The sequence below is a fragment of the Pseudomonas sp. Sample_10 genome (genome assembly GCF_004321495.1).
In the GTDB taxonomy this organism is placed as follows: domain Bacteria; phylum Pseudomonadota; class Gammaproteobacteria; order Pseudomonadales; family Pseudomonadaceae; genus Aquipseudomonas.
On record NZ_RCOE01000158.1, the window covers coordinates 58,788 to 73,073 of the forward strand.

A 14,286-nucleotide genomic window follows, 5' to 3' on the forward strand; every position below is an offset into this window, starting at 1 on the left:
CGCTGCATCGCTGTGAGCGTCGATAACCAGGAACCTGCGTCGCTTCGGCATACTCGGCCGGTCGTTTGGCGACGTACGGCAACTCACCTTTTAGCGTCCACTGCCGATAAGTTGGTGTGCAAATGAGTTGTTCTCACCGACTGCCGGGAATTTATGCCTAACGATCTCCCCACTATTTCTTGTTCCCCAACCAATCGTTCAAGCGTGGCCCTGACCCGCGCTTCGCTGTTCAAGTTTGTTGGTCTTTTGGCAGGCGTGTTTTTGCTCGCGTGCGGCTCGCTTGTTTATCTTGCGCAAAAACTGGATGGAGCGGAGGAAGTCAAGAGTGCGTTCTACACCAGGAAGGCCGTGCAATCGTTGGAAAATTCGCTGCGCTCTACCGTCAAGGATTACGCATTCTGGGGCGATGCTTACAAGCACTTGCACACTGAAGTAGACACCGACTGGGCATATGTACGACAAAATATCGGCACCACTCTTTACACGGACTTCGGATTTCGCGGCTTGTTTGTCGTCAATGATCTCAATCGCACCGTTTATTCCGTGGTCGACGGGGAGAAGGTGTCAGTTGAAGCAGAACAATGGCTCGAGCAGTCCATCGACGCGATTCTCGACAAGGCCCGCGAGGGAGCCGAATCCGAAACGCCTACCACTACGTTCGTCAATATCGGAGGGATACCCGCCCTGATCGCTGCAGCAGCGATTACCCCGGGAACCGATCCGACGGTTAAAACTGATGACAGATCGGCGTCGGTGCTGATTTTCGTGGATCCGTTGGACAGCGCCAAACTTGCAGCGATGGGTCGGGACTTCGGAGTGGAAGGCCTGCACTTGGCCACTGCCGATGATATTCACTCGCAATCTGTGTACCCCTTGGGTGAAACCGGCGCCGCAGGCAGTCTGCACTGGAGCCCGCACAGGCCAGGTCTGCAATTGCTCGCACTCGGGCTGCCCCTTGTGGGGATCGCTGCGCTGTTGGTGTGCCTGATGACGTGGGTCATCTTGCGTCGAACCACCGCCGCTGCGCAGGCACTTGATGCCAGCTATTTATCGCTGCAATGCAGTCAGGCCGACCTCGCCACCAGTGAGGCGCGCTTTCGCGATGTCGTAGAGGCCAGCTCGGACTGGGTCTGGGAAATGGACGGTGGCTGGCACTTCACTTATCTGTCAGAGCGGTTTGAAGAGGTCACAGGCCTTTCCCGGGAGGCATGGATTGGTGCGGCAATGGATGATCTGTTGCGCACTGAGCTAGGCACAGTCTCTCAGTGGCTCAGTATTCCGAATCGTCGGCCGGACATCAGCGTGCAGTGTCGTTACCTGGATACAAATGGCCAGGAACGAATCACCCGTCTATCAGCGCGAGCAATGGCGGGAGGAGGATTCCGGGGAACGGCAACCGACGTTACGGAGGAAGTCAAAGCTCGCCGTCGAATCGAATTCCTCTCACAGCATGACGCCCTGACCGGCCTGCCCAACAGGACCCGTCTCCAAGAGTTTCTGGATGGCAAACTCAAAGCTGTGCCGACGGTGGAACAACCCTTGGTCATGCTCAGCCTGGACCTTGATCGATTCAAACCGGTCAATGACCTGCTAGGACATGCAGCAGGCGATCTGGTGCTCAATCAGGTCTCGAGCCGTTTGGCAGAATGCGTTCGCCACGGAGACCTTGTCGCCCGAATTGGTGGGGACGAGTTTGTTCTGATACTCACCGATGTCGGGTCCCAGGAGGAAGTCGAGACGCTTTGTCGCCGTCTGATCGAGTCCGTCGAGCAACCGATAGAGGTCAGTGAACAAGAGGTGTTTGTCAGCGCCAGTATTGGCATTGCCATGGCACCCAACGACGCATGCGAGGCGAGCGAGTTGCTACGTTATGCCGATATCGCGTTATACGAAGCAAAGGCCGGGGGACGTAACACCTGGCGTTTTTATGCGGGAGACATGAACGCCAGAATTATTGAGCGGCGTCGTCTGGAAAGTGATCTGCGCTTCGCGATCAGGAATGGAGAACTTCGACTGCATTTCCAGCCGCGCTATCGGATCTCGGACGGAGAGATGGTCGGCGCCGAAGCGCTGGTACGGTGGCAACATCCTGAGCGCGGTTTGATAGCGCCGGATACTTTTATTCTCATTGCTGAAGAGTCCGGGCTGATTCTTTCATTGAGCGACTGGGTCATCGACACGGCCTGCCGTTGCGCCGCAGGGTGGCCGGAACATTTGTTTGTATCGGTCAACCTTTCACCTAGCGAATTCAAGCGAGGCAACTTGGTGGAACGCGTGCAGAAAGCGCTGCACGACTCCGCAATCGACCCTACCCGGGTGGAGTTGGAGATCACTGAAAACGTCATGCTCGAAGATGCCACCGGCGCACTGGAACTCATGCGTACATTGAAGCGCCTGGGCGTGCGAATAGCCATGGACGACTTCGGCACGGGTTATTCATCACTGAGTTATTTGCGCACATTCCCCTTCGACGGCCTGAAGATAGACCGCAGTTTTCTGAGCAAACTGGTAGAAACAGATGATCAGTCCATCATCCAGGCGATCGTGGGATTGGGCCGCGCCTTATCGCTCACCGTGACGGCAGAAGGGATAGAAACCGCCGAGCACTTGAAGTTGCTCAAAGCGGTATCGTGCGATGAAGGCCAGGGCTTTTTTCTGAGTCGGCCTCTTGAAGCCGACGACTTCAACGTGTTGGTGAAGGCCAGAAAAAGTACAGGCTCCCCGAGCAGGGTTTGAAGCGCGGCCCTGCGTCGGCGAGCTCGCTCCTTCAGGGTTCGTCGTGCTCAGGGCTTGCTCATTTTTCTGCCTTGCGTGGATCATCATGGCTATCGATGTATTCAAGCCCCAGCGGCCCCGTGCCGTAAACCTGCGAGATGTACTCTCCTGACTTCGCCCAATGAAAGTGCGGCGTATTGGCCGGCAAAATCACGACGCTTCCGGGGCCATAAGCAACCAGTTTGTCCGGATCAAAAACAGTGCCAAAGCCGATATAGAACACCCCGGACATGACGGTATAGATACGATCTTCAGGATGGGTATGGGGCATCAACCGGGTGCCATTCGGCACTTTGACTCGCACCACGTAAGGTGCCGGCTTACTGGGGTCGCCAGCCACGACAGCGAGTTTCACTTCTTTCGGGAATGCGGGAAAACTGCGCCATTCCACCTCTTCATTGTGTAACGCAGCCACTTTATCGAGTGGCAATGGTTGTGCCTGAATAAAAGGCGCGCCTGCGCTTGCGACAAAAAGTGCCGCCAGAGAAGCCGTTTTGAGAATGCTCTGAATCATGAGAGACACCTTGGCGATGCAGTGGACATATCGACGGGCTGACTCTATTCGTGATTGGCATTGCTGATAATGGCGCGGCCGCGCAATACAGATGATCCACGATGTAATCAATGTGCCGACGAAACCGCGTTTGCCAGGGCGTGCCTCATCATCATGCTCAGCGTAGTCACGCCGTACACCCTATCAATACTGTCGATGTTCACCATCACGGCAATGAAGTTCTCTTAAAAAATCCGCGGCGTAACATTGGCTCCATACCAACCAAATACACCCCCGGAGCACACGATCATGAAACGCCAAACCATCCTCAGCATCGCTTTCTCGGTTTTCGCAATCAACGCTTTTGCCGCGACTTCTGTTCAACCCGTCGTCGCTGAAGGCGGCTCGGATCGTCTGATCGAAAGCCGTGTGGCTGAAGGTGGCGCTGATCGCCTGCTGGAAAAACGCAATGCTGTAGCGGCTGATGGTTCGGATCGTTTGAAAGGTAATGAAGTCGCCGCCGATGGTTCCGACCGCCTGCAAGGCAACACCGTCGCTGCCGATGGCTCCGATCGCCTGAAAGGCAACGAAGTCGCTGCCGATGGCTCCGACCGCCTGAAAGGCAATGAAGTTGCTGCCGATGGTTCCGACCGCCTGCAAGGCAACACCGTCGCTGCCGATGGCTCCGACCGCCTGAAAGGCAACGAAGTCGCTGCCGATGGCTCCGACCGCCTGCAAGGCAACACCGTTGCCTGAAAGTTGAATCGCTTCCCCGCACCACCTCGAAAAGCCCGGCCTGATCAGCCGGGCTTTTTCGCGCGTGCTTCCACAAGGAACGACACGGCAGCGTAGTCATCAACGACCGATCAAAGCACTCGACAACAACGTCTCCAGCCCCATCGGCCTGGCAAAGTAATACCCCTGGGCCTGCCCCGCGCCTATTTCGCGCAGCAGATCCAACGTGGCTTGATCCTCGACGCCTTCGGCCACCACGCTCAGGCCCAGCGATTCGGCCATGCGCACGATGGCCCGGACGATTGCACGACTGCGGGGGCTGGTGGTCAGCTCGAGGATGAACGACTTGTCGATTTTCAAGCCGCTGAATTGGTACTGATGCACGTAGCTCAGGGATGAAAAACCTGCACCGAAGTCATCGAGCACCACCGACATGCCGTTGTCGGCCAATTGCTGCATGGTCTGTTGGGCAATCGCCGGCTCAGCCACCAACGCCCCCTCGGTCAACTCCAGGCAGATCCGTGAAGGTGAGACCCCGTGCAGCGCTAACAGGGCAAGTACATCATTGGCGAAATCCGGGCGCGTCATGCTGTAGCTGGAACAATTGACGTGCACCGCAGGCCAGTTGGCATGCTCGGGCCGGGCAAGGATCGCGGCGATGCTGGCCAGCATGTACAGGTCCAGTCGGCCGATCAGGCGCAACCCTTCTACATCCGGCAAGAACTCGCCCGGTGCGATCACCCGGCCGCCCGGCTGATGCCAGCGGATCAGCGCCTCAAGGGCCAGCAGTTCGCCGCTTTCGACGCTGACAATCGGCTGGAAATACGGGAGCAATTCGTCGGTACGCTTGAGGGCGTTGCGCAAGGCCCCTTCCCGCTCCATCTGGTCCGACACTTCGCGGCGCACTTCCTGGTTGAACACCGCGTAGCTGTCACGCCCGGCACTCTTGACCCGGTACATCGCCGCATCGGCATCGCGCAGCAAGTCGGCTGGCTCGTTGTGGTACTGCTTGTCGGCGCTGACAATTCCGATACTGCAGGACGAAAAAACTTCATGGCCATTGATGAAAAACGGCAAGTCAAACGCCAGCAGAATCCGCTCGGCGATTTCAATCACCGCGTCCAGCGACGCCTCGGGCGCGAGCACCGAAAACTCATCGCCGCCCAGACGCGCCAGCATGTCGGTTTCGCGCAGGCAGCCGCGCAGACGGTGAGCGGCTTGCATCAACAGCAAGTCGCCAAAATGATGGCCGAGACTGTCGTTGACCATCTTGAAGCGGTCGAGGTCGATGAACATCACCGCCAGGTGTCCGCCTTCGCTGCCGAACCGCGACCAGGCCAGATTGAGGCGCTGTTGCAGGTAGGTGCGATTCGGAAGCCCGGTCAGCGCATCGTGGGAGTTTTCGTGTTGCAGTTTGGCATTGGCATGATCGAGCTCGCGGGTGCGGTTCTGCACCCGGGCTTCGAGTTTGAGGTTGGCGGCATGGATCGCTTCGGCGGCGGTGCGGCGCGACAACGCCGTGTCGATGTGGCGGGACACGAACGTCAGCAGTTCCTGGTCGCGCAGCGTGTAGCACACTTGCGAGGTATAGCTTTGCACCGCCAGCACGCCGCGCACGACGTCGCCATCGAACAATGGAATGCCCAGCCAGGAATAGGACCGGACGGACTCCCGGGCCAATTCGATTTCACCGTTTTCGGCCAGTCGTTCAGCCTCGCCAACGTCAATCAGGCAAGGCCGACGTTGGCGAATCACATACTCGGTGAGGCCCCGGCGACCTCGCCGTGCCGCCGGGCAAATGGTCTGCCGCTCATCCACATAATAGGGAAAGGTCACTTCGCTGGTGGCGTCGTCGAACAGCGCAATATAGAAATTCTGCGCGAACAGCAGGTCACCGACGATGCCATGCAGGGTTTGGAACAACTCGGCCATGTCGCCTGGCTGGCTCGACAGTTCGGCGATCTGGAACAATGCGCTCTGTAGATGCTCGGCGCGCTCGCGTTCCGCCACTTCCTGGCGCAAGGCGTCGTTGAGCGCCGAAAGCTCCAGGGTACGGCGCATCACCGTCTGCTCCAGGTCCTCGCGGTGCAGAATCCGGTCCAGTGCCATCGCCACGTGTCGCGCCACCACCAGAAACAGCGCGCGATCTTCAGCGCTGTAGATGCGGGAGACATCGTAGACCTGCATCGCCAGCATGCCGAACACGTCATCCGAGGCGTTTTTCAACGGTGCGCCCATCCAGAACTCGGGACGATCACCCACACAGTAGAAACGCTTTTCGGACTGAGCCGCGAGGATCCCGGCGGCGTCGATCAGCAATGGCTGGCCAGAGGTCAACACTTGGCCGGTCAACGACAGGCGCGCGGGATCAAGGTATTCGTAGTGCGAAGACTCCACGGCATCAACATCGATGATGTCGACGTAATACGGATAATCGATCTTGCCACTGTGCGGGTCATACAACGCGAGATAGAAGTTCTCGGCGTCGATCAGACTGGCCAGCAGTTTGTGCACCCCCACCAGAAACACGGAACGGTCGCGGGTTGAACTGGCCAGGTAGGTGATTTCATACAACACACGCTGAGTAATCTGCGCACGGGCAAGGGTGTTGGTCTGTAGCTGAACGCCCAGACGCAGGGCAAACTCGGCGAGTGCCGGATCCGCGGCCTCGGTTTGCGGCGCAAGTAGCCAGCCCAACACACTTTCGCCTCTACCGGTCGGCCAGCAATGCAACTGCCGGGCCTGGCAAAAGGCTTCAAACGCTTGATGCTCGATGTTTGAGGGCCACTGCTGCTGCGGGTTGCCTTGGCCGACCCAATGCAGCTGTTCACCGGCGCGGTAAAACACCCATGCGGTGGTGTGGCTCCAGTTACACGCCGGGCCGAGCAACTGCTCAAGCGAGTCGTCACGGCCAATGCCGGCCATACCGACCCGATCCGGATTGTCGTTTGATTGAGGTGAAGCTGTTTCGCAATCGAACGATTGCCGTGGGGAGTCGGTCAATCCGGCAAAACTCATCAGCGCTCCCTGAGCCAAAAACTGGCGATACTGACCAACTACTAGCAAAGTGCCAGTTATCTTCCCATTTAAAGCTTACAGTGTTTTTTTTCAACAACTTTATTGGTTTGAATGACGACCGTGAGACGGGCAGCCAGTTATTCGCGATTTGTTGAACAGAACAACCGTGCGACGCAACTCAACAACTATGCCCTACCCCCAACGCTTCCGCCATGCGAACCAGGTCGGCAAAGGACCGCGCGTGCATCTTTTTCATGGCATGGGAGCGGTGAATCTTGATGGTGATTTCGCTCAGATTCATCTCACCAGCGATCTGCTTGTTCATCAGGCCTCTTACGGCAAGGGCCATGACTTCTTTTTCACGGACCGTCAGTGACTGGTAATCGGCATGCAGGTTCGAAGATTGCCGTTCGAGTTCCCGGCGCTTGATATCGGTTTGCAGCGCAGACGATACCGCGTCGAGCAGGTCCTGTTCACGAAACGGTTTCGCCAGAAAATCCACGGCCCCAGCTTTCATCGCCTTGACCGACATCTCGATATCGCCATGGCCCGTGATGAAAATAATCGGGATCGCGGTGTTTGACTCAACCAGTTGACGCTGGAAATCCAGGCCACTATTGCCTTGCAGGCGCACATCGAGGACCAGGCAACTGGCGCTCGCGGTCTTTGGATGAAGGAGAAATTCCGTGGTTGAAGCGAAGGTTTCGACACGGATGCCGGCAGAGCGCAATAGATTGCTCAATGCATCGCGAATGGAGGCGTCGTCATCGACCACGTACACAATAGAACCATTGCTTTGCGGCTCACTGGAGGGTGCGCTCATGCATGGAACTCTTCGGAAAATTGAGGAAAAAAAAGTGTAGCACAGCCTGATTGGGTGTCTGGGATGCCTTTCCTGCCAAGTGCCAGCAGCACAGCCAGGCACTTGAATCTATGCAATAAAACGCGGCTGCAACGCTGAAATCAACGAGAAAAAACCCCGTGGCGAACGCAGTAGCGCGTCGACCTGGGTACTGTAACTTTTCCCGCGAGTGCACCAACTGCAAAAGTGTTCGCAGTTATTGGAGAAAATCCGGTAATGGCGTTCACCGACTCTCGAGCGCGCGCGACTGACGATTTCATCGCTGGAATATTCACAATGTTCCCGCAGTACCCAGACGGGTTTGCCGCTGGCGAAACTGTCCAGATCAGTCACCTCGATCGGCCCCGGTTTGATTGAACTGCTGTACCCGGCGTAATGGGCGACACAGCCGCCTCCAAGGTAGATCCCATGATGGACGTAAAACCGGCGCGGACTGATCAGATGCGAGCCCACTGGCACTTGGCTCAGTGACCGTTCGATGTTTATCAGCGGTTCGGCGCACAGGTAGTTCTGTAACAGGCGAGCATTTGACACCCGGTTGAAAACGGCGGTTATCAGCGCCACGGCTTGCAATGCTTTTGCACGCAGAAATGAACACTTTTCGATGACATTGGCTATTGAGCTTTTCACGATAAAGTTCTCCGCAACCCTTGAGGCTCAATATATCGCCGGGGTTGCGGAGCTTCATTTGTACCTGCGATTAGTTCGTTCGAACCATTAATATGCCCAACTTAAACTTAAGTATTAAGTCAGCCCTGCAGCACCGGCAGCGTGAACTGGACAGTGGCCCCGCAAGGCTGGTTGGCACCTGCCCATAAACGCCCGCCATGGGCTTCGATGATCGAGCGACAGATCGACAAACCCAACCCCAGGCCAGTCGGCTTGGTGGTGTAGAACGAGGTGAATACCTGGTCGGTGTTGTCCACGGGAAATCCCGGGCCTGAATCACTGACGCTGACCCGCAAATAGCCGGCATCGCCCGGCACCACGCTGATCTGCAATTGCCGCTCGCCTTCCTTGGTACTGCTCATGGCTTCCAGGGCATTCATGATCAGGTTCAGCAGCACTTGTTGCAGCTCGACACGATCGCCTTCAACCAGTGGCAGTCCATCGGTGAGCTGGGTCTGCAATACAGTGCCACTTTTCATGATCTGGCTACGGGTAAAGCCGATCATTTCGCCAATGGCCGCGTTGATGTCCACCGGCCCTTTCTGCGGCGGCGCCTTGCGGATGTGCCCGCGGATCCGCCCCAGCACATCCGCAGCCCGGTTGGCATCCTCGATCAGGCGGCTGAGCACATGACGGACTTCGTCGAGTTCGGGTGGCTGGATATTCAACCAGCGCTGCGCGGCATTGGCGTTGAGGATGGCGGCAGCAATCGGCTGGTTGACTTCGTGCGCGATCGACGCCACGAGCTGGCCCATGGTCGCGACGCGGTTGGCGTGGGACAACTCGGTCTGCACCTCACGATAGCGTCGTTCGCTTTCGCGGATTTTTTCTTCCGCCTGCTTGCGTTCGCTCAGGTCCAGCACGAAAGCCACGCCTTCCTTGCTGTCCGCTTCAAACATGGCCAGCCCCACAATGACTGGCAGTCGACTGCCATCCTTTTTGAAGTATTCCTTTTCGAAGGGTTGGGCGTGGCCGGTTTGTACCGCCTCCAGCATGGAGCGCTCGCTGGCTTCGCGATACTCCGGCACCGTCATCTCACGCCAGCTCATGCGGCCCGAGACAAGATCCTCGCGAGTGAAGCCCAGCATGCGCAGGAACGCATCATTGGCCTCGACGATGTCACCTTCGGCGTTCCATACGACAATGCCAATGATGTTGGCGTCCACCAGACGCCGGATTTTTGCCTCGCGCTCTGCGACCTCGCGGTACAAACGAGCATTTTCCAGCGAGATCGCCGCCTGCGACGCCACCAGTTTGAGCACGGCGATCCGGTCGGGGCTGAACACCCTGGCGGTCAGATTGTTTTCGAGGTAGAGCGCCCCCACCAACTTGGCCTGGATCATCAGGGGCAGGCAGAGAATCGACCGTGCGCACTGCTGACGAATGTAGGGGTCGGTGGCAAACATCGCCTCGGCCGCGGCATCGTCGAGCACAAGACTCTCGCGGGTGCGCAACACATGATAGAGAACAGACTCCGGCAACAACTGCGCGCTGACCGGTGAATCGCTCAATTGCGTTGTATTGTCGCTGGTGACTTGTGCTGCTATGCGCAGCTCTGCCCCTTCCGTCAGGATCAACAACCCCCGTTCGGCACCGGCCTGTTCGATGGCGGTGAACATGACTGTATCGATGAGTTTTTCCAGCATGATTTCACCCGACAGGGCCTGGGACACCTTGAGTACCGTGGCAAGGTCCAGGTGTTCGACCGCCGCGGCCATGGTGGTGGTCGGGCCGAGCTTGTGTTCTTCGGATCTCAGCGAGGGATACTTTGCGTCCAGCTGCCGCACCTTGCCATCGGCGCCCCAACGTAAATAGCCGTAGCGGGCGTCCTGCAGATAGGCATGGGCAATCCTGACCAGACCGCGCTTGGCGTAGAAGCGTGATGCAAGTTCGCTGGCAAGCGCCTCTATATGGACAAAGCCGGTCTCCTGTGCCTGGTGAATCGCTTGCTCGTACAACAATTCGGCATCAACCACACGCCCCTCGATTCGGGCAATTTCAGCACCGACCAAAGTTGCCCTGCTGGCAAAGTTTTCCGGGCACTGTTCCGCCCAGGTCTGCAGTTGCCGACAGTCAGCCGCCATGGCGAGCAGATGTTCCGCTTGCTCGCTCACCGGGGTGCCATCGCAGCAGGCTGCACGGGCCAGTGCATCATAGAAATAAAACTCGGCTTCCTCGAAGAACGCCTGACAAACCCAGAGTAACCGCTGCGCCTTGGTGGCGGCTTTCATGGCCGCTTCAGGTTCATCGGCGAGGTAGCGAGCCTGCAATTTGCGGACCCAGTACAAGCACTCAGCCAATACCAGATCCGGGCTACTGGACAAGTGGGCTTCGGTGCCTTGCTCATTCAACTCGCCTTCATCAAGACGACCGAAGGTAGGCGTCAGGCCTCTCAACATCCGGATCAGCTTCAATTGCGTGACGATAAAATCAACCACCAAACCGAAGCGCACCTTCCTGGCGTAAGCCAGCCCCTGTTCAGACTCACCTTGCACCTCGGACAACGGCTCGCCGGCGAAGAGCAAGTCGGCAGTGAGATTGTTGCCGGCATAGGCGCCATAGGGCAGATCACCGATACGGTTCGCCGCCACAAACGAACGGCGCAGCAGGTCGCGGCATTGCTTTACGGGTTTCATCCAGCGCACAGCGAAACACGAGAAGCACAGATAGGTACTGGCCTCGAATCGAGTCAGGCCGCGCTGTTCAACCAGGTCGCAACCCAACTGACCGAATCGAAAGCCTATCTGGTAGTCGCCGAACCGCCGACCGGCGACCCTGAACACGTTGGCGTAGAGCACGCACGACGCATCGCAGTTACCCCACTCGAGGCTCAGGCTGACCGCCTTGCAAATCAGCAGGTCCGTCAGGTTCGCATCGGTCTGTAAGGCAGGCGCGAAGAGTTTGCCCAATGCATTGACTGTCACAAGGGACGTCGGATCAGTCATCAACGGCAGATCGATAAGTTCCTCGATTGCCCGATCCCCCAGCAACGACCCGATGTGGTCATACTCGCGCCGCACTTCATCGTCACTCGGATGTGCCGACCACTTGATACCCACATGCTGCAGGTAAGCGAGACAGACAGCGACCGCAGCATCGCTGCGGTCCAGAAGCAGGTAGACGTCCATTTGCAGACAAGCAACGCTGGCTCGCTCTGTCACCGTTATGGCGCGCGCCGAAAGCGCCGTCAGACGTTCGTTCGCGATAGCGAGTTGACCGGTCAGGAGTTCGCATTCGGCCCTGTTCAACTCCAGTGCAAAGATCAGCCCATGCCGGCGCCCCCAGCAGTCTTCACCCGATAATTGCACACCCATGCTCAGATAATTAAGCGCGGAAGCGTATGCAGTCGAAGCCTTGGCACGCTGGCCGGCAATCAGGTTGAACTCGGCCAATTGCTCCCGCTCGCCCCGCTCAGTGAGCAGCGACGCGCCGAGATTAAGCTGGCCGACGATTTCAAAGATTGACGCTTCCAGATCCTCTGCAGGCGTCTGCGACGCCAGCAGCCGGCCGATTCTCAGGTGGGCCTGGGCGCGTGAATCCTTGGGGATCAGTGAATAAGCGGCTTCATGGATGCGGTCATGGACAAAACCATAGGCATCGTCCAGCCGTTCGACCAGCTCCTGGCGAATCGCCTCCCACAACACGGTACGAACCTGCGCCTTGGGTACGCCCATGGCAGTCGAAAGCGCGGTGATGCCGGCAACGTGCCCCAGACAGGCAAGTTGCTGCAACGCCTGCTGTGTCTCGGCCTTCAAGCGGGACAGTTTATCGACCATAAGGTCGACGATGTTCTCGGTATAACCCTTGGCATGGATACGATCCGGATCCCAGCACCAGCGCCGCGCCTCATGATCGAACGTCAGCAGTTGCTCCTCGGCGAGCGCTTGCAAAAACTGGATCACGAAGAAGGGATTGCCGGCGGTTTTGTCCAATACCAACTGCGCCAGAGGCTCGATACGCGCCACCTCGGCATGCAGCGCCTCGGCGATCAACTGTTCGATGTGCGACTTGGCCAAGGGCGCCAGGGTGATTTCATCGACCCGACCGCCCGCATTGCGAATGGCCCTGAGTTTGCTCGACAGCGGGTGCGTGCCATCCACTTCGTTGCTGCGATAGGCGCCTACCAGCATCAGGTGGCGCACATCCGGACTGGTCAGCAGGTCTTCCAGCAGATCGAGTGTCGCCGCATCGAGCCACTGCAAATCGTCGAGAAACAGGGCGAGCGGGTGTTCGGCCCGGGCAAAAACGCCGATAAAGCGCCGGAACACCAGGAGGAAACGCCGCTGCGCCTGTTGCGGGTCCAGGGCCGGGACCAGTGGCGGCTCGCCGAGGATCAGCTTGAGTTCCGGGATGAGGTCGGTCATGAGCCGCGCATTGGCATCCAGCGCCTGTTGCAAGGCCTCACGCCAGTTCGCCAACTCCGTATCGTTCTTGCCCAGCAGCGAGCGCACCAGGCTTTGAAACGCCTGCACCAGCGTCGAATAGGGGACGTCGCGCCGGTACTGATCGAACTTGCCGGAGGCGAAGATCCCGCGCGGCGGTACCAGCACTTTGTGCAATTCGTTGACCACCGACGACTTGCCGATGCCGGAATAGCCGGTGACCAGCACCAGCTCCGGCGCACCGTTTTCAACGATTCGGCCGAACGCGGCAACCAGCTTGTCAACCTCCTGTTCGCGCCCGTACAGTTTCTCGGGAATCAGCAAGCGGTCGCAGGTGCCGTGTTCGCTCAGGGTAAATGCATTGATCTGGCGCTGTTGCTGCCAGTCGGCCAGGCATCTGCGCAGGTCATGCTCAACGCCCGCCGCCGTCTGATAGCGATCCTCGGCGGTTTTGGCGAGCAGTTTCATGACGAGGTCGGACAGTGCTTCGGGAACGCTTTCAACGCGCGAGCTCGGTGGCAGCGGTTTCTTCGCGATGTGGCAATGCACCCACTCGATAGGGTCGGTGGCGGTGAACGGCAGCGAGCCGGTCAGCATCTGGTACAGGGTGACGCCGAAGGAATAGAGATCGCTGCGCGAATCGATCGAGCGATTCATCCGGCCGGTCTGCTCAGGCGCCATGTAGGCGAGCGTACCAGCGATGGTCTCCGGCGCGTGCCGCTCGCGGGGCAGCCGTGAAGCAAGACCGAATCCGGTGAGCCGGGCCTGCCCGTCGGCACAGTTCACCAGGATATGACTGGGCTTGATGTCTTTATGCACAAGTCCACGCTGATGAAGCTTGCCCAGGACCACTGCAATGCCAATGGCGTGATACAAAAAGCTGGTGATGTCCATGGGCGCCTCCAGCAACCGAACCAGCGGCTCGCCACCGGGGTCTTCGAGCACCAGTTGCATCTGCCCGGCTTCACGCAGCATTTCAAGCGGCCGTACCGCCCAACTGCCTTCCAGCTCATCCTTTAATGCAAATTCATGGGCGAGACGGCCAAGACAGGCCGGCAGCGGCTGTTCGGCAGCGGGACGCGCCACCAGAACGTGGCTTTCACCGCCGGCACTGGAGCGTAATTCCCGACAGAAGATACGCTCACCATCGTCCCAAAGAATTTGCATGTTGTTATCCATCGCAGAGGGAACAAAAGTCGTGTTTTGCCTGGCATTTGCCGTCGGATCAGCCATCCGGAAGCGTCGCGCCGCTTCAGATTAGCTGTTTATTGGCACGCGCCAAGTACGCATGCTCGCCATATGAGCAATTGAACACCGCCCACGATGTCATTGAATGGTCGGTGGTACATCAA

Annotated in this window: 7 protein-coding genes; 2 read left to right on the forward strand and 5 right to left on the reverse strand. The window is 58.2% G+C overall.

The genetic code is table 11. From position 1 onward, the window contains the following. Positions 1 to 153: 153 nt before the first annotated feature. Positions 154 to 2,736, forward strand: a complete 2,583-nt coding sequence (locus D8U18_RS15825; protein WP_130906473.1) for an EAL domain-containing protein — start codon at positions 154 to 156, stop codon at positions 2,734 to 2,736. 58 nt (positions 2,737 to 2,794) lie between these two features. Here D8U18_RS15825 and D8U18_RS15830 read toward each other — a convergent pair whose 3' ends face one another. Further along, positions 2,795 to 3,289, reverse strand: a complete 495-nt coding sequence (locus D8U18_RS15830) for a cupin domain-containing protein (RefSeq protein WP_056856802.1) — start codon at positions 3,287 to 3,289, stop codon at positions 2,795 to 2,797. Between the two features lie 288 nt (positions 3,290 to 3,577). On the opposite strand from D8U18_RS15830, the gene D8U18_RS15835 reads away from it, so the two are divergent. Continuing rightward, a complete protein-coding gene (locus D8U18_RS15835) occupies positions 3,578 to 4,024 on the forward strand; it encodes a hypothetical protein (RefSeq protein WP_131107965.1) in 447 nt (148 codons plus the stop codon). Positions 4,025 to 4,123: 99 nt separating this feature from the next. Here D8U18_RS15835 and D8U18_RS15840 read toward each other — a convergent pair whose 3' ends face one another. The 4 genes from D8U18_RS15840 to D8U18_RS15855 all read right to left on the reverse strand — a co-directional run bounded on the left by D8U18_RS15840 (position 4,124) and on the right by D8U18_RS15855 (position 14,101). After that, complete coding sequence (locus D8U18_RS15840; protein WP_130906475.1) at positions 4,124 to 7,021, reverse strand: EAL domain-containing protein; 2,898 nt, start codon at positions 7,019 to 7,021, stop codon at positions 4,124 to 4,126. A 178-nt stretch (positions 7,022 to 7,199) separates the two neighbouring features. Next, positions 7,200 to 7,844: a response regulator transcription factor gene (locus D8U18_RS15845; protein ID WP_130932152.1), complete on the reverse strand. Its 645-nt coding sequence runs from the start codon at positions 7,842 to 7,844 to the stop codon at positions 7,200 to 7,202. A gap of 108 nt (positions 7,845 to 7,952) precedes the next feature. Further along, positions 7,953 to 8,513 (reverse strand): lecithin retinol acyltransferase family protein, encoded by a 561-nt coding sequence (locus D8U18_RS15850; protein WP_131107966.1) that lies wholly within the window; start codon positions 8,511 to 8,513, stop codon positions 7,953 to 7,955. 119 nt (positions 8,514 to 8,632) lie between these two features. Continuing rightward, positions 8,633 to 14,101, reverse strand: a complete 5,469-nt coding sequence (locus tag D8U18_RS15855) for a trifunctional serine/threonine-protein kinase/ATP-binding protein/sensor histidine kinase (RefSeq protein ID WP_131107967.1) — start codon at positions 14,099 to 14,101, stop codon at positions 8,633 to 8,635. Positions 14,102 to 14,286 lie beyond the last annotated feature (185 nt).